This is a genomic window from Thermogemmatispora carboxidivorans (assembly GCF_000702505.1).
GTDB lineage: Bacteria > Chloroflexota > Ktedonobacteria > Ktedonobacterales > Ktedonobacteraceae > Thermogemmatispora > Thermogemmatispora carboxidivorans.
In genome coordinates this window covers 1317640-1335412 of the sequence record NZ_JNIM01000001.1, presented here as the reverse complement: position 1 = coordinate 1335412, position 17773 = coordinate 1317640, and the positions used below count along the sequence as shown (strand labels likewise).

The following is a 17773-nucleotide window of genomic DNA, read 5'->3' as shown; positions in this document are numbered from 1 at the left end:
TGCGCCGGCCCACTGCGCCAACCGAAGGCTGGGAACCCGAGTAGACAGGAGCAGGTAAACATCAGGTCTGCTCTGTGAGCACAGCCGCCAGCGCGCTGGCCCAGGCCAGCAGCTCTTCATCGCGCATCCAACCAGCCACACACTGCAGGCCGAGTGGTAGGCCATTCTCCGCCAGGCCCGCTGGTAAGCTCAAAGCAGGCAGACCGGCCTGAGTCCAGGGCAAGTTCATGAGGCCACTGCCGGTTGTCTGCAGGCCCTGGGGAGCCGGGCCAGGGGCCGCTGGAGCCAGCCAGAGATCAATGCCCTCACGCGCCATCAGGGTCTGTAACTCCGTGCGTAAGATCTCACGCCCTGCCCGCGCCTCTAAAAGCTCTTGAATGCCGATGGTCGCGCCTTCGCGAATGGCAGCCGCCGTCAGCGGGCGGTAGAGGGCCGCATAGCGCTCAAACCAACGCGCGTGCACCCGAGCCATCTCGGCATGGACCAGACGCAGATGGCGCTGATTGACAGAGGCAATATCTTGCAAGGCAGGCACGCGCTTGAGGCGATAGCCCGCTTGCTGAAGGCGAGCCAGCTGCTCCTCAAAGGCACGCCGCCCCTCTGGGGAGACCTGGTCAAGATACGGACCTTCGGGCACCCCCAGCACAGGAGGAGGGAGGGCAGAGAGGAAGCCGCGCCAGCCACGACAGAGCAGGGGCACCACCCGAAGCAGATCCGTGATGTCCTGGGTCAACAGACCCACAGTGTCGAGGGAAGGGGCACAAAGCACCAGACCATCGGCAGAGATGCGCCCGAAGGTGGGTTTGAAGCCTACAACGCCACAAAAGGCCGCCGGACGCAGGACCGAGCCGATAGTCTGAGTTCCAAGGGCGAGCGGACAGTAACCGGCAGCCACCGCTGCCGCCGAGCCGCTGCTGGAGCCACCCGGCGTATGGAGGGGATTCAGCGGGTTGCGCGTTGGCCCCGGCTCGAAATAGGCGAATTCAGCGCTGACGGCCTTGCCAAGCACGAGCGCCCCCGCTTCGCGCAGCAGGGCCACGCTGCTGGCCTGCGGCCCAGTGAGGACCTCCGCCGGGAGCTGGGAACCAGCTCGCGTCGGGAAGCCATGCACATGGAAGAGGTCCTTGACAGCAAACAAGATCCCATAGAGCGGTGGCCGCTCTGCTGGATCAGGATAACGTTGTTGCAGGCCGACGGCCTCTCTGCGCAGCCGCTCGCGTCTTCCTTCCTCGGGCAAGAGAGCGGCCAGCTCGGGTTCGGCCTGCTCCACCCAGTCACAGGCTTCCTCAATAGCGCTCATCAGGTCCCGGCGACCGCTGCTGAGTTGCTCCGCCTGCTCCTGCAATCGCACATTTCTCGTCCACATCCCCTTTCTCGACTCCTTTCGTCACGTTCGGTGAATATTTCGTAACGTCCACTCAGCCAACCAGGCGCTCACTTCTGCACCGTCAGAGCACTTCTGAAGGCCGGGGAATCACCTGGCGCTGCGATTTTCTTCTCGTAGTCTTTCTCATCGACTGCCGCAGATTTCTCAGGAAGAATTTGCAGACTCCCTATTTACGACGGACTATGGTAGACTAGACACAGTTTCTCCGAGCACGAGAGCGATTACGCTGCGCAGGAGGGTCGCAATGCGCGCCTGCAACTATTGTGGCACGAAGCTGCCAGATCATGCCAGATCCTGTGGACACTGCGGGCAGCCTCTGCCCGCCGAGGAGCCAACCCAACCACTCCAGGCCAGGAACGATATTTTGATGAAGCAGCCGTCCAGCGCCGCGTCTGGTTCAGTTCAGAACTCTGCCGGTGAAGGTAGGGAGGAGGAAGAGCAAGAGAGGCAGGATGAAGCAACGTTGCCACTGCCGCTGGAACAGGAATCAGGTGATGTTGCTCCACCCAGCTCTTCAGAAGGTGAGACAATCTCAGACTGGTGGCAGACGATCCCAGAGTCCCCTACCTCTACCCTGGCAGACGAGAAGGGAGGGTTAGGCCCTTCACCTTCCGCAGAGGCTACCTTTGTCGCTCAACAGGACAACCGGGCGGCTCAGGAGGAAGAAGAGCCTCGGCGCCGTCGGACCTGGATTCTGCCTCTGCCGCTGCCAGGCGGGGAGCAGCTGGTAGCCAATCGGGGTCAGGTGCCCCATGTCCAGGGCAACCCGCCAGCTCCCGTGCCCTATGTGCGCGGTAGACCCCCCCGCAGCCCTAAAGCTTCGGGTCACGGTGAGGAGATTACCAGTTTCCAGCCGCCAGCTGAGCAGCCCGTGGCCCCCGCTGTTCTCCCCGCAACCAGCTCGTCTGCCTCTCGCCGTTCCTGGCAGCCGCTCGCTCGCCCGAGCAGCGGGCCACCGGCATGGCTGACACTGGCCCTGGTCGCCTTCTGCGCCGCTTTACTGATTACGAGCAGCACTGTGGCTGCGGCCTTTACTATCTGGTCGCCCACGCTCGCCTTGCTCTCCGGCAGCTCGACCGTGACCCCAGGTGGTTTGCTGCACTTGCACGGCTCCCATTTCCTGCCCGGTAGCACGGTGACCCTGACACTTGATCGCCATCTTCCCTTGCACTTCAGCAGCCATATGACCCCGCAACAGCGGCCACAACAAGGCATCGTTGCGGCTGAGCTGTTTGATCCGGCGACGCTGGCCTGGCAGGCGCTGGAAGGGAATAGCCTACAGACAAGGGGAGACGGGACTTTCGATGCCACGCTGACCATCGATCCGGCATGGCCATTGGGTCAGCACTCGATCCAGGCCCAAGAGGCTCTGACCTCGCGCAGCGCAAGCCTGACCTTTACCATCGTGCGAGCCAGTCCGACGCCTTCGACTACCAGCAGTCCAACCCCAACAGTGGAGGTCAGTCCAAGCAGCTCGCCAACGGCGACCGCGACGTCAAGCGCTACAGCAACGGCACCCCCACCCACTGGGGGGCTGAGCTGTGTGAATCCCTCAGCCGTGACGTTCGGTCCGCTGAGTGCTGGCTATAGCGCGCCTGTTGAACAAAACATCACCCTCTGCGCCTCTGGCACTGGCGCCGTCGGCTGGACGGCGAGCTGGGATAGCCAGCAAGCCCCCTGGCTCTCTATGAGCACCACCTCGGGTCTGCTGGCCGCGCCTGGCGAAGAGCAGCTTAGCCTCAGTGCAAGCGTCGGCACCCTGGCGGCGGGCCGCTACAGCACGGAGATCAGCTTCAGTGACGACGCCGGCCATCCGGCCCAGGTCCTGCAGGTGACTCTGATCGTAGTTAAGCCTTGCCTGAGCGTCTCGCCTACCTCGCTCAGCTTCACGGCTGTGGCCTCCACCAGCGACCCGGCGCCTCAGACCCTGACCATCCAGAGCTGCAGCGGCCTGGAGAGCTGGTCAGCAACCCTGCAACTGGAGACAAAGCAGGTCTGGCTGCATCTCAGCAGCAACAGCGGCACACTCAACGCGAACCGCTCAACCTCGATTAGGGTCTCCGTGAGCAGCCTGCAAACCAATCTCGCAGCGGGAAGCTACCAGGGGCAGATTCTCCTGAGCAGCGGGCAGAGCCAGCTCACCATCCCTGTAACACTGACGGTCCAGCCCGCCCCAGCGCTGACTTTGGACTCGCCGGAGTCGGGCACGCTTCAGGCAAATAGAGATTGTCAGCTTTCCAGTTCAGAGGCCAGCTGGCAGTGTCTGGTAACTATCGGGGCGGCAAGTGAGAACGCCGCTGCGCTGAACTGGAGCAGCTCCAGTAGCGGCATCAGCGGCATCACGTTTACCCCCGCCGCCGGGACCCTGCCCCCCGGCCAGACGGTATCGATCCAGGTATCGATTCCTACCAAGACCTGCCCATCTTCCGCTCTGCTTCTCTTCGAGGGGCCAGCCAATAGCATCAAGGTCAGTTGGAGCTGCACCCCTAGTGTTTCCTGATATGCAGGAAGCCAAACGGGGGACATGCTTCAGAGGGACCCCAGTCTCGTGGTCTGCCCACGAACAGATCACGATGTCCGTCGAGCATGCAGGAAGGAGCGATCTTTCTAGCAAAAGCAGACAAGATGATGGATAGCGACGCATTGATTGGGCAGCGGCTCGGCGCCTATCTGATTGAGCGCAAGCTCGGTGAAGGAGCAATGGCGCGAGTCTATAAGGCTTACCATTCACGGCTGCGGCGCGATGTGGCTATCAAGATCATTCGCCCGGAGGTGGCAGCACGCCCCGGCTTCACCGCCCGCTTCGAGCAGGAGGCTCAGTTGATCGCCAGCCTGGAGCATCCTCACATCGTAGCCGTCTACGACTTCGGCGAAGCAGATCTTGGCCAGCTCGGAACTATCCCTTACCTGGTTATGCAGTACGTCGGCGGCGGCACCCTGCGCGACCGCCGCCCTCTTGACCCGCTCCTAGCCATGCGCTACGCCCGCGACCTGGCCCGCGCTTTGCATCTGGCCCACGAACGGGGGATCGTCCATCGCGACGTGAAACCGCAGAACATGCTCTTGACCAGCAGCCCGCAGCGCGAGATCTTGCTCTCCGACTTTGGGATTGCCAAATTGCTCGATCGACGCACTCTCTCGGCAGCTCGTAGAGACGGGCCGCCCCCGCTCAGTCAGGGCGAAGAAGAGGGTGAGCCAACACAGCCAGAGCTGGAGCGCCCACAGCTCACCAGTGCAGGTGAACTCATCGGCACGGCAGCCTATATGGCTCCAGAGCAGATCAAGCGGCTCCCAGTCGACGCACGCACGGATATCTATGCCCTGGGTGTGGTTCTTTTTCAGATGGTGACGGGGCATCCTCCCTTCGAGGCCGATAGCACTCTGGGGCTGCTCTATCAACATGTTCATCGCCCAGCCCCAGACGCCCGGACGCTCAATCCAGTTGTCTCAGAAGAGCTGGCCCACATTACTGCCCACGCCCTGGCCAAGGCCCCTGCTGAGCGATTTCAGTCAGCAGCAGACCTGGCTCATGCTCTGGATCTCCTGCTCTCGCGAGAGAGCACGACCATTTCTTTCCCGAGCCACGAGCGGGATGCAGAGCGGACGTCCACTCAGTCAAACAGAGCCAGCGCTCTTGAGCTTGCAGCAGCTCAGGCCAGCGAGCTGGCGGCTCCAGTCCAGACTACCTCTGCTCCGGACCAGACAGAGACACCGCCCGTTGCGACCTCTGCCCTCACTTCAGTGCTCAGACCCGCCAGGGCCAGCATGGGCACCGCCTCCAGTCCTCAGACTCTGCCCGCCTCTCGACAAGGTCAGCTCGGGCACCATCGCTGGCTTTCCTTCACTCTCGGCGGGCTGGTGCTCCTCCTTCTTATCGCGGCCACCCTCATGCAAGGCCAGTTGAGCAACTGGTTGCCGTCCGTGAGCACATCAGACCCCGCTGCCGAGGCCGTGGCTCGGCCCTTTACGGATACCTTCCAGAACAATCAACAGCGCTGGACCGTCAGCGCTCCCGCATTCAGTACAGCCATCGGCAATGGCCAGTATCTGATCACCATCGACCAGACGCCGCCAGCCACCTACTACTTCCCCTATCCCCAGGCCATAGGCAGCCTGCCGACCAACTTCACACTTCAGGTCGAGATGCAGCGCCTGGCAGGCGGGGAAGAGAATTGGTATGGCCTGGCTTTCCGCCTCCACCCCGAAGGAAATTACGTTTCCTGTTATGCCCTGGTCATCGACGGCGCTGGTCACTACGCTCTCTGGAAGTTTGACGCCCACACAGCTGAGCCCGGTACTCCCTTAGTACTGGTGAGCGGGACCTACTCGCCCCGTTCTCACGCCCCCGATACCCTGGAAATCAGCGTACGAGGAGATACCTTCACGGCTCGCATCAATGCGCTTCCCCTGGACTTCAATACTCCAACCCAGAGCGTGAGCGATCGCGGCGGCTACAGTGGGGGCAGGGCGGGCCTGCTGGTAACCGGACCCCATGCCCGCTTTTCGATCACGCGCTTCAGTCTCACACTTCCCTGACCCGAGGGCCCTGGGACCGCAATCGAAACGCCAAGAGAAGAGTCCTGAGAGCTGGGCAGGAAGAGCCGGTTATGATAGAGTACAAGACGGTGCGTAGATGCGAGAGGAGGTTGCTTTTTTCTCATGAGAGAGCCTATCATCAGGCAGTTTCTAGACGAGCCACAGCATAGCCATCCTGACAAGGCGCGGGTGACTATCATTCCAGCGCCGCTTGAATACACCGTCTCATATGTGCCAGGGACGCGCCACGGTCCCCAGGCCATCCTGAATGCCTCCAGCCAGCTAGAACTCTACGATGAGGAGCTAGAGAGCAGCCCGCTTGAAGAGGTGGGCATTTACACCCGCCCGGCGCTGGATTACCGGGGACTAGACCACGCCAGCGCGCTGAAGCTGACTGGCCAAGCTGTACGTGAGGTTCTAGCACGGGGCCAGTTTCCTCTGGTGATCGGCGGCGAGCATTCGCTGTCCCTTGAGCCAATTGCCGTGGCGCGCGAGTTTTTCCCCGACCTGACAGTTATTCATATTGATGCGCATGGCGATCTCCGCGCTGAATACGAGGGGTCTCCCCTCTCACACGCCTGCATCGCCAGGCGGGTGCTAGAGCTGGGAATACCCGTGCTTGAAATCGGCATTCGCAGCATCAGCGCAGAGGAGATGGATTTCCTACGCAACGGGGCCGATGCAGCCATTGTCTGGGCCCGCGATCTCGCTCGCGGCCAGGGGCATATTCCCTGGGAACGCCTGAGCGAGCACACCTATCTGACCTTCGATTTGGATGCCCTCGATCCCGCCGAGATGCCCGCCGTAGGCACCCCAGAGCCAGGCGGATTGAGCTGGTACCAGACGCTGGAGTTGTTGCGTGAGATCTATCGGCGCACAACTGTGGTAGCCCTGGATGTGGTTGAGCTTTGCCCCATCCCCGGTCAGATCCGCGCGGATTTTCTGGCAGCCCGCCTGATCTATAAGATGATCGGCTACCGGTTTTCAGCCCAGCGACGCGCGTAGCGTAGGTCCCCAGCAGCATCCACTACCAGGCAAGAACCAGCGAGGCTAAGAGCACGGGAGGAGAGATGAACGGAGAGAACTGCGAGCAGGGCTTTGGCCTCCCAATCAGGGAACAGGCAAAGACAGGGATCTGGGCCAGAGAGAGGCCCAGGCACTACTTTGATGAGCACCGCTCAGACCGGTATCATAGCCAGCCAAAGCCGCCAGGGCCTTGGCCGAAAGGCAAGCTCGTCTGCTTGCTTCTACTCTTGTTGCTGGCCCTGCTGACAGCCTGCGAATCCAACACGAGCGAGCCAGTAGCAGGCCAGGCCCACTTGCGCCAGCTTGATAACGGCACTATTATTTACGATAGTAGTGCTGAGGCTGTCTTGCTGCGAACCTTCCGCGGTGGGGGCCGTGAGGGAACGCTTGACCTCAGTCCGCAGTTGAGCATCTACGGCGATGGCAGCTATATTCTCGGCCCCGGCTTGCAGATGCGGCAAGGACATCTTAGTCAGGAGCAGCTCAGCCAATTGCTTCACACGCTGGTGAGCAGCTACGGGCTGCCGACCTTTCAGCGCCAGCAGTTCTACGAGGTACCCGACCAAGATGCGGTCTTGCTCCAATTCAACGTGAATAACCAACACTACCAGTTTCTCTACAGTAGCTTTGGGCAGCGTCAGGAGAGCCAGCAGGATCTCGACGAGTACCAGCGCCTGGGCGCGGCTCTCACGGCAATCAACGAAGCCGTGAGCCAGGGGTCGACGACAGCCTATGACACCGCGCGCAAAGCTCTGCTTGTTCACCAGGACTTCAGTCCCAATCTGAGCCAGTCGATCCCAACCTGGAATGTACCTGACTTTACGCTGCATCAGCTTGCCCAGTTCGAGTGCGGTCCGGTGCCCGAAGATATCACAGGGCCCAACGCTGACTCAGGCTGCCTGACCTTTACGACGCCACAGCGAGCTTTGCTCCTCACACCCGAGCAGAGCCGCACCATTGGCAATCTGCTGCATGGAAAGCCAAGCGGGGAATTTTACGAGCCAGCAACAGGGTTATACTATACAGTAATGCTCCGCGCACTCCTGCCGGATGAGCTGAATCAGGGGGTGCTGGCCATGTATGGTAGCCAGGACCTGACCTACAGTGGAGTGCCGCTGCAGCAGGGACCGCTTCCGGCTACGGCCTCTTCCCAGGCTCCTAAGCTCAGCTAACAGGGCAGCAAACAAGGAAGCAAGCAAGGAAGCACACCAGCAGGCGCACCGGTTGGGTCAGGCCAGTCAGCCCACGTATCGCTGGCCATCGATGTTGTCTACAACCAGTCGAGCAGCGAGGGAGGACAGACAGGTCATGGCGTAGTGTGGTATACTGAGTCACAGAGAGTAAGGTCCCTCCACAACACCGCTAACACAGCGTGTAACGGCACGCCAACCATGAAGCAGGTACGTTTGCCGATGTAAGGTAGCACCAGGACTGGCAGCCTACGCTCCAAACCACGCTTAAGAGACGAGCACGTAGGGATTTCTCCTTTCCTGGCTGCGCCATCTACCTCGTGATTACTCTACCCCTCAATGGGACGAGCAGAAAGGACATATGACCAGAGAATTCGAAAACAGGCGAAGAGATACTTTTCGCTTTTCCGCTCGCAACCAGTCGTCAGCCAACGGCAGATACAATCAGGAGCGCTCTGCCCGCCCGAAGCGCCCTCGTTTGAATCGTGAGATTGTCGACCGGGCCTGGCAGATGGGTGCCCGCCTGCACCACCCAGATTATCAGCCGCGCGCGGACCTCTACGGACCTTCTTCCTACTCGACCAGCACTCCGCCCTATCGGTCCAGCGCTTCCTGGACACCGCCGCAGCTGAATCGCTCACCTCAAGGCCAGCCGAACCGACGATCGCGGGGCCGTGTGGCTGGAACAGGGAATACGGGTCGCGCTGGTGGTCCTGGCCCTCGTGCGCAGCAGGGACCGCGCTCCCACGAGCGAGAGCTGGGAGGACCCTCTTTCTCTTCTCATCATAACAGTAACAGCCGCTGGCAGTCGGGAAAGCCCCACCGGGAGCAGCCTCGCCCACGGGGAGCACCACCCTCTCCACGTAGACAGCATGGCTCGACCTATGGACCAGATATCGAGTCATTTAAAGGTGGCGGCAAGCACAACGGCGTCTATGAATACGATGCCCCCTATCCGCGTTCTGGAAACCGCCATTCGCCAGCTCCCGTGAATGGCTTTCGTTCTTCACCTGGCACCCCCCGTGCTGCTCGCGAGCGCGGGAAAGCTGAGAAAGAGAAGAAGAACCATAGCAAGCGCGATAAGGCTTTCTGGGAGGAGATTTCGCAAGAAACCGATCACTTGCTCGGGCACTTCTCGCTCAATGGTCATCAGCCAGCATCGTCGGCTGAGGGGTATCCCACCCCGCCGCAGCCAGCAGCACCCGACCTTCCTGGCTCCTCTCAGGCCGATGATCACCCGACAGGGCTAGAGACGCCAGATCGCACCAGTGCACCTCAACAGCAAGAGGACTAGCCCACGCTGCGCCGATTTTTGACGAGTGAGCAGAGGAGAGAGCATTTCGCCCAGCCTCATGGCCTTACTTTGTCCCACCTGCTCTGCTAACCTGCCTACCAGCAGGTTGGGCGGCCAGTCCGCAGCCGCCTGGCGCTGATCACCAGAGACGGGGCGCTCGCTCACCTTCGACAGGCTGATCGCCTCACGCTCAGGCGGCCTGCATGGCATACGCCTCGCAAGCGACCATCTCGTCGCCCAAGCGGCCCAGAGCTGGGTCTGCACCTTCTCTGCGCCAGCGCTAGTGCTGGCCACCAGAGAGAGGCCACAACACCAGAGCCTCGCCCTTATCTCACCGCGTCACCGCGATGAACGCGGCAAGCGAGCAAGAAAAGTTCGCTGTCCCGGAGAGGGCAGCAGCAAGGGCCATCGAAGACGAGGGTCTCCGAGTGGGATCATGGATAAGGCATGCTATAATCTGAAGGGAGGTACGCACAGGGGCGTGGTTTCTTCCCGCCCCTGTCTGCATGTCGGGGTACTCGTCTCATCTCTGTGATGAAAGACGTCAGGCAAGCTGGCAGGAACTTGTTCTTTGGCGTATTCTCTCTCGCTCGCTACACAGAGGAGCACCACAGGAGGGAGGAACTACATGCCTGCAGGCTCTCCTCTCTCACCCTGCATCCTCCAGACAGGGGCCTGACCTGCCTCTCGCTCTGGCTGAAACGGGGGAAGACGAGAGACCGCCTGATCCTGGCCCGCTCGGCGCAGTACTCTCTTCGCTTTGCACTGTCTCAGGGCCAGCTTGGCCCGCTTTTGAACGTAAGGGCTAGCTCTAGCTCGTCAGAGATGGCAATGGAGGCTAGCGGGGCCTCCGTTCGCCCGTTGAAGGTGATGAGCAAGCACCTCCTTCCACAGGCAGGAAGGAAGGGTACTATCTTGCTGTCGCTCGCCAAGACCAGGAAGAAAGGAGGACGGCGTTTCCCCCGGCTGAAGTGCGCAGCGAAGTACCACAGTGCGCAACGCAGCCAGGTCCAAGCCAACCAGCCAGCCAGGGGCCTCCACGCCGCAGATCACATGAACGATACAGCCACCTTAAGCCGCCTTTTTGCGGGTATCCAGGCTGATCTTGACGAAGTAGATAAGGTATTCCAGGAGCGTGCCAGATCCGGTCTCCCCATTCTGAATTCTGCTTCTATGCACGCTCTCTCCTCGCCAGGCAAGCGCTTGAGAACGGCTCTCACGCTGCTCTCGGGGAAACTGAAGGTCTACCACTTCGAGAAGCTGCTGCCCCTAAGCGTCGCCTTCGAGATGGTTCACCTGGCGACGCTTATTCATGATGATATCGTTGACGGCGCACACACCCGGCGCGGTCAGCCGACGGTCAACGCCCTCTGGGGCGACCATATCGCGATCTTACTTGGCGACTACTATTTTGCCAAAACTGCTGGCCTGATCGCTGATATCGAAGATAATCGGATTAATCATCTCTTCTCCGACACAGTTGCTACCGTCTGCGAAGGCACCATCATGGAGATGCTGAGCGCCCGCCGCCTGGACCTCACCGTCCAGGGCTACTACGATAAGATCAGCCATAAAACAGCCTGCCTGATCGCGGCCTGCTGCAAAGGTGGCGCCATCCTTAGCGAGGCCTCAGATGAGGAGATTCAGCATTTATACGAGTATGGTATCAATCTGGGCATCGCTTTCCAGATCATCGATGACGTGCTGGATTACACCGAGGATCAGACGACGATCGGTAAGCCCGCAGGGAACGATCTGCGCCAGGGTCTGGTGACGCTTCCGCTCATCTACGCTCTACAGAACCAGCCCCACAATGGCCATCATCAGCAGGTTCAGCTTCTGCTTTCGGGGGAGGGAGGCAGCGAGGAAGAGATCCGCGAAATTGTCGAGTGGGTCGCCCGCGGCAGTGGCATCGAACGCTCGTTCGAAGATGCCTATCGCTATGCAGCGCGGGCGCGCGAGGCCCTCTATCACTTTCCTCCTTCAGAGGACCGCGACGTCCTTGATGAACTGATTGACTTCGTTGTCTTGCGCAAGCGCTGAGGCTGACCACATCTTGAGAGAGGAAAGAAAAGACAGGCCAGGTTGCTTTGCTCTCATGCTGACCGACCTGGACATGAGGAGCTAGCGTTTCAAGCGAAAGCGGAGCTGGAAGCATCCATCGGCCTCGGCGGTGCGCCAGGACGGCTTGTCAGCATCATGCACCTCCTGGCCACCTCCAGGCATGGAATCAATCAGCCAGGCCACAGGACAGACTTTACTTGCCGGTCCGTTTAGCTTGCCAGCTGAACCTCTCGGCCAGCTTGAGAGAAATCGCTAGAGGCAAGCCACAGTCTCAGACAGCACTGGTTCGCGCTGTCAGTATCCCAACGAGACAGAAGAGTAGACTCCCCCTCAGAGAGACTTGCTCATTCTTCCCCCAGCCGGCCAGCTAGAGCTCGCCAACAGATCCGCAGAAGCGGGTGAGCGAGCAGAAGCAACGAGCGAGGCGGCGCCCCCATCGACTACGAAGTAGAGGAAGCCGTCCGGTTCGTTCCTCACTGTCATTGGGCCTGGGGATGGGAACCGAGTCCCCAGTCACTCCGTTCTTAGAACAGTCCGCGCGCGAAGATGACTACGGCAATCAAGGCTACCAGGATACCAGCCACCCACAGAGCTGCATTGAGTGTATCGTTGCTCTCGCGCATCGGAGGCAGATCTTCGGGGCGTGGCAACAGCAGACGCTGGTCCTCTTCTTCCAGCACCGCCCCCAGCATCAGCGGTAGGGCCTGAGCCACACTATCAGGCACCGGCGATGGCGAAGAGGGCACTTGAGTAGGAGCCGAAGCGGACGTCGAGGCCGGGCGCGGCGAGAGCGGAATCGATTGCTCAGGCCATTGCTCGACAACCGAGCCAATCCCGCCGATCGCCGAGCGCAACGCTAGCAGATCGTGACGGAGCTCGGCAGGACTCTGATAGCGCTGGCTGGCAATAGGGCGCAAGCCTTTCGATAGAATCGCCTCGAACTCTGAGCTGACCAAAGGATTGAGGCGCTGAGCCGGTGGAATGCTTCCACTCATCCCTGTTGGAGGACTACCTGTCACCAAATGATAGGCCGTGGCCAGCAACGAGTAGAGATCGGTGCGGCTATCCACCGCCCCACGGACGAATTCGGGAGGCAGATAGGGAGAGAGACGAGAGCGATCCAGCCCGGAAATAAACTGAGTAGCGCCACCGGCCAAGACGATTGAAAAGTTCGTGAGCAGATACTGAGAGCCGGAGCGGGCCACAATAATATGCTCGGGGCGGATCAGGCCATGCACCAACGGCGGCGTTTGCTGGGCCATTGTCTCCAGGATATCCGTCATCTGCAGGCAGCATTCAACCACCTCTTGCTCCGGCAACGCCCGCCCACTGCGGCGCAGACGCGCCAGCAGGCTTTCGCCCTCGACCATCTCCAGGACAAAGAAGCTACGCCCTTGATCACTGAAGGCATCTAATAAAGCCGGAACCCGAGGATGGCGCCCAATGGACGAAAGTGTCATGGTAGCCGTACGCAACATTGACTGCACAGCAGCCGAAGAGCTTTCGGGCACCACCAGCTCACAAATAGTTACCAGCGCCCCGGCTCGCTGGGCATCCTGACCACTCCACGTAGCCTCAAAGACGCCACTGAGCCACTCCTGGCGCTCCAGCAGCTCTTGAAGACGATAGCGTCCACCTCTGAGCATCGTGCCCGGCATCAAAGGCCGCAGCGTACCCCCTAAGATTCCACTGTTGCTGGAACCAGCAGTTGAGGGCGGCATCGAGGCCGGGAAAGGAGTCGCCGTTGTCACCGACGGCGTGGGCGTTGAAGAGAAAGTTGGCGGCACCGGCGTTTCACGCGCTAAAGGATCAGTCACCAGGCGACTGACCCGGAGCGGATTCTGTGAGCGCGAAAGATCTTGAGGCAGAGCACCGCTCATGCGATTCGGACGAGTGGGAACCTGAGCACGCGAGGAGATACCTGGGCGCGAAAGCGAAGGAAGAGAAGAGTCGCCCGCAACCTCCCTGCGCGTGGACGAAGAAGGCCCAAGCGAGGGACGCTGCTGGTTAGGAGAAGCCAGATTTCTGTTGGTCGCAGCATCGGAGCCTGCCAGGCCCGGCTGCGAGAGCGGCCTGCTCACCTGTGAGCTACCAAGGCCAGGTCCAGTACGGCGAGACGTCGGGTCGAGGGAATTCGAGCTTTGGCCCGAGCCAAAGCCAGCGTTAACCGAACCTGAACCAGGGAAGCCAGAGAGCGGGCCTGAAGCTCCAAAGGGTGAACGCCCACCTATGCCCCCAGCGCCTGTCGGCGGCAGCCCCGTACGTGGCCCACTCGCCGCCCCCGAGCTGTTGAGCGCCCCACTCCGCAGAGATGATGCAGGCCCCGGAGGGAAGCCAGAGAGCGGACCTGAACGTTGCTGGAGATCAGCAGTACCAGAAGACTTCGGCTGTTGGGCAGGGGAAGATGTCGACCAGCCTGACGCCGATGCTCCCCCGGACAGGCCCGGCAGGCGGATGGCCAGACCACAGCGGGTGCAGGGGCCTTTACTTGCATCCCACTCGTTGCCACAACGAGGGCATATCATGGACTCTTCCTCCTCATTTCTTTTCTAATCCCTGATTCTAATCCCTGAGCGGGCTTGAGAGGTGCGCCCAGCGAGCTAGTCCTTCTCTTCTTTATTTTCCAATCTCTGATTCCAGCCCCTGATTCTCATTCCTGGGCGGGTTCTTTGACCAAGGCTCACACGTCAATGGGGAGATTCGTTCAAAGAGCGCACTGGCCTGCCGTGAGTAGATGCAAAGAAGACCTCACCCTGCCTGCTAGCTGGTCTGTCCACCTGACCTCTCTCTCACTTTGTCTGCGCAACGGAGCGCCAGCTGCAGCAAATGGCTTCCCTGACACGCTGAGAAATAATGCACTCGAACCCGGCACCCCTTGCCACTCCTTCCTCTTCGAGGAGGAGAGAGCTAGAAAGCCAGACAACCGCGCAACTATAGCCAGCAACCTCACTCTCCTCTGCGGGCGCGCGCAGAGGAAGGGCATCTTTCGAGAAATAAAAAGCAAACCTTCTTTGCACCCGACCCCACAATAAATTCGTGCAGGGTGCACTTGTCGAGAGTATAGAGGAGAGGATTTACGGCTGTCAATGCCGCTACCCGTTTGTGCTATCAGGCCGTGCCCTTCGCTCAGCGCGTCTTGCGTCCAATCGGAGCTACTGTCGAGAAGAAGGTCTCTAGAGCCTTCGCTAGCTCGTAGAGCTGGGTAGCCTCATAAACCGTCACCTCGTGGCCAGGATGAGCCACCTGATAGAGCAGCTGCACCGCTGGTAGCTTCAGCGACTGGCCCGCCTCCCCTGCCAGCGATCCAATTAAGGAAGCGCGCATGGCATCAACGCTGGCATTGACCTCCTCGAGCCGCTCAATATCAATAAAGCTAGCTTTCTGCTGTTGCTTCTGACGCTGATCCTGCCCTCTTTGGCCTGCTGCCTGCGGACCCTGGCCACGGCCTGCCTGGGCCGCCTCCCACTCCTTGCGCGCCTGCTTACCAGCCGAACAGTAGCAGAACTGGGGATGGGCTGAATCCGAATTCTGCAGGCCGGTATCATCGCAGATTGGGCAAATAGGCATGCCCGCCCTCCTTTGCTCTCAGCCTTTGCACAAACTACACGGCGCCTGCAACAACTATACCACACCCGAGAGTAGGGCGACACCTCCTTTTCTTTCGACCAGGACTTTCAGGAGGCAGCCGTCAGCGGGTGACGTCCCTGCCCAGTCAGAGCCTGAACGCCCCCGGCGAAAGATCCACCAGCAGGGTTGTTGACTGTAAGCTTGCCAGCCAACAGCCCTGCGGCACTGGTCAGATCTGCAGATCAGCGATTGCCTCGGCCAGCAGATCGATCTGTTCCAGTTCGGGAATGGAAGCCCAGAGCATAAGCTCGTCAGCCCCCATCTCGGCGAAGGTCTGCACGGTCCGACGAATGGCCTCCGGCGTCGTGGGGATCATCTGCGCCATCTGATGGGCCCGTGGGCCGGCAAAAGCATAGTAATGGCTAAGATAGGCATCAGCTTTTTCAATTGCTCGCTCACCCAGGCCATAGTAGACCGAGCCGACAAGGCGAGGCCTGCCAGGTCTACCCGCTTCCTGCCAGACCTGTAAGGCCAGGCGGAAGAATTGGCCGGCCCGGTCTGGCGCGCTGCCGCCAGCAATAAAGCCATCGCCCCAGCGCGCCAGGCGCCGGATCGCCACCGGCGAATAGCCGCCGAGCAGGACCTCCGGCCCGCCGGAGCGGACCGGCTTGGGGCCAATGGGGCCTACCTCTTCGCTCACCGGCTCGCCAGACCAGATGCGCTTCATAAGGGCCAGTTGCTCATCGAAGATCTTGCCACGGCGGTGGAATGAGACCCCAGCCGCGAGGAAATCGTCTTCGCGGGCCCCTATTCCAAGCCCCAGCGTCAGGCGCCCACGCGAAAAGACGTCCAGGGTCGCTGCTTCTTTAGCCAGTATGGCCGTGTTGCGCAACGGCGCGAGGAGGACGGTCGTCATCAGGCGAATACGCGAGGTGACTGCCGCCACGGCTCCCAGCGTGATCATCGGCTCCAGACCGGGATAGACTAGCCGGTCAATCAGACCCAGGGAGACAAACGGCCCCTGCTCCGCACGTCGCGCCCACTCCAGTACAAGGCCAGGATCAACCCCAGGAATCGAGGCCGGTAGCCCAATGCCAATCTTCATAGTCCTTTCCTCCCAGAAGCTCAGTTTGTTAGCTATCTTTTCTTCTGGTACTATGCTTCTGTAAGTCTGACATAGAAGGCCAATAGTTTGCAACCTCATCGGTGAAGATGATAAGCTGTAGGCGGGAGGCCGCTACCGCCAGGCAGCCTCTCGTTGCTGCAGAATCTGGCAAGGAGTGATGTGAAGCCTATGCGCCTCATACGGCGTGCCACCAGCGACGATATCGCCACCTTAACAGTGCTCCGCCTGGCCCTGCTGCGAGAGACCGGCAGGGTCACCGATGATCAGCAAGAGCAGCTGCTCCGCGAGCTGACAGACTCTTACCTGCGCCGGGCGTTGCCGCAGGAGGAATTTCTGGTCTGGGTCGCGGAGGTCGATGAGCAGGGAACCATCGCGGCTACTGGTGGTCTGGTCTTCTTGAGCCGTCCACCTTCGCCCGAGAATGAGGCCGGTCTGGAAGGCTATGTCCTGAACATGTATACGCTACCAGCCTGGCGCGGGCAGGGCCTGGCACGGGCTATTCTACGCCAGATCATCGCCTACGCCCGCCAGCATACTTCCGCGCGCCGCCTCTGGTTGCACGCTAGTGACGCCGGTCGCCCGCTCTACGCCAGCGAGGGCTTCCTCCCGATTACACGTGAGATGGAACTGCTCTGGTAACTGAGATGCAACGCTATCGCCTCCTGGCCATCGATCTCGATGGAACACTGTTGACACCTTTTCCGGCGAAAGAGGTGACGCCTCGCGCGCGCCGGGCCTTGGAGATCGCCCGCGCCTCCGGCCTGATGATTACCATTACCACAGGGCAGATGCTGGCTGTGTTGCGCCAGGTCTGCGCTGGCCTGCCGTTGAGCGGTCCCCAGATTCTGGAAAATGGGGCGATGATCGTCGATATCGCCAGCGGGGCGGTGCTTTCCGAACGCTTCCTGCCCAAGAAGCACATCCTGCCCGTTCTAGAAGCAGCACGCTCGCTGGGCCTCTACCGCGCCTATCATACGCCAGAAGGGGTCTATGTCGATCGCCACACGCCGCGAGCCCGCGATTGGTATCGCCCTCCATTGCCGCCGGCGATCGAGGTCGATGACGTAGCCTCTCTCTACCCACGCCCCTGCATCAAGATCGCCGCCGTGGGTCTGCCAGAGACGCTGCCAGCGAAACGCCAGCAGCTCGAGCACTGGTTTGGCGAGGCCCTGCATGTGACGCAGTCGACGCGCGATTTACTGGAGCTGCTGCATCCCAGGGCCAGTAAAGGCCAGGCGCTGCGCGAGGTCGCAAGCTTGCTGGGAGTGGCTCCAGCCGAGATTGTGGCCATCGGCGACCACTATAATGATGTGGAGATGCTGCGCTTCGCCGGCCTGAGCATTGCTATGGGCAATGCTCCCCCTGAAGTACAGGCCGTGGCCGACTATGTGACCAGCGATAATGCCCACGATGGCGTGGCTCAGGCTCTGGAACGCCTCGTGCTGCCAACTCTCGGCTGGCACAGCTCACCCTCAGCAGAGGAGACAGCAGCAGCAAGCGAGGACCCCAGGAACGAGGAAGCCTGCTGATCGCGACAGAGGGACTATCAGCAGGCTCCAAATTTCGTTCGGGAACGGATCGGT

12 protein-coding genes are annotated in these 17773 nt (G+C 60.6%); 8 read left to right on the top strand and 4 right to left on the bottom strand.

Translation table 11 applies throughout. The features are described from left to right. Positions 1-61: 61 nt before the first annotated feature. Complete coding sequence (locus tag N688_RS05300; RefSeq protein WP_052888304.1) at positions 62-1366, bottom strand: amidase; 1305 nt, start codon at positions 1364-1366, stop codon at positions 62-64. 388 nt (positions 1367-1754) lie between these two features. Here N688_RS05300 and N688_RS05295 point away from each other — a divergent pair, with 388 nt between their 5' ends. From N688_RS05295 to N688_RS05270, 6 genes are all read left to right on the top strand, one after another. Next, positions 1755-3887, top strand: a complete 2133-nt coding sequence (locus N688_RS05295) for a BACON domain-containing protein (protein WP_156025307.1) — start codon at positions 1755-1757, stop codon at positions 3885-3887. Positions 3888-4012: 125 nt separating this feature from the next. After that, the gene (locus tag N688_RS05290) at positions 4013-5923 is read left to right on the top strand and encodes a serine/threonine-protein kinase (RefSeq protein ID WP_162179497.1); all 1911 of its coding nucleotides are present in this window, start codon (positions 4013-4015) and stop codon (positions 5921-5923) included. Positions 5924-6046: 123 nt separating this feature from the next. Next, on the top strand, positions 6047-6928 hold the full coding sequence (gene speB / locus N688_RS05285; protein WP_081838540.1) for an agmatinase: 882 nt from the start codon (positions 6047-6049) through the stop codon (positions 6926-6928). 236 nt (positions 6929-7164) lie between these two features. Then, positions 7165-8121: a hypothetical protein gene (locus N688_RS05280; protein WP_156025306.1), complete on the top strand. Its 957-nt coding sequence runs from the start codon at positions 7165-7167 to the stop codon at positions 8119-8121. 379 nt (positions 8122-8500) lie between these two features. Then, on the top strand, positions 8501-9433 hold the full coding sequence (locus N688_RS05275; RefSeq protein WP_052888300.1) for a hypothetical protein: 933 nt from the start codon (positions 8501-8503) through the stop codon (positions 9431-9433). A gap of 1053 nt (positions 9434-10486) precedes the next feature. After that, positions 10487-11476, top strand: coding sequence for a polyprenyl synthetase family protein (locus tag N688_RS05270; RefSeq protein ID WP_162179496.1), 990 nt, complete (start codon positions 10487-10489; stop codon positions 11474-11476). A 545-nt stretch (positions 11477-12021) separates the two neighbouring features. Here N688_RS05270 and N688_RS22225 read toward each other — a convergent pair. The 3 genes from N688_RS22225 to N688_RS05255 all read right to left on the bottom strand — a co-directional run bounded on the left by N688_RS22225 (position 12022) and on the right by N688_RS05255 (position 16169). After that, on the bottom strand, positions 12022-13377 hold the full coding sequence (locus N688_RS22225) for a serine/threonine protein kinase (protein WP_162179495.1): 1356 nt from the start codon (positions 13375-13377) through the stop codon (positions 12022-12024). Positions 13378-14623: 1246 nt separating this feature from the next. After that, positions 14624-15064 (bottom strand): hypothetical protein, encoded by a 441-nt coding sequence (locus N688_RS05260; protein WP_052888297.1) that lies wholly within the window; start codon positions 15062-15064, stop codon positions 14624-14626. Positions 15065-15293: 229 nt separating this feature from the next. Continuing rightward, positions 15294-16169 carry an LLM class flavin-dependent oxidoreductase gene (locus N688_RS05255; RefSeq protein ID WP_052888296.1) on the bottom strand — a complete coding sequence of 292 codons (876 nt, stop codon included), beginning with the start codon at positions 16167-16169 and terminating at the stop codon, positions 15294-15296. Positions 16170-16358: 189 nt separating this feature from the next. Between N688_RS05255 and N688_RS05250 the strand changes: the two genes are divergently transcribed. Continuing rightward, on the top strand, positions 16359-16829 hold the full coding sequence (locus tag N688_RS05250; protein ID WP_052888295.1) for a GNAT family N-acetyltransferase: 471 nt from the start codon (positions 16359-16361) through the stop codon (positions 16827-16829). Between the two features lie 5 nt (positions 16830-16834). Next, positions 16835-17719 carry a Cof-type HAD-IIB family hydrolase gene (locus N688_RS05245; protein ID WP_052888294.1) on the top strand — a complete coding sequence of 295 codons (885 nt, stop codon included), beginning with the start codon at positions 16835-16837 and terminating at the stop codon, positions 17717-17719. Positions 17720-17773 lie beyond the last annotated feature (54 nt).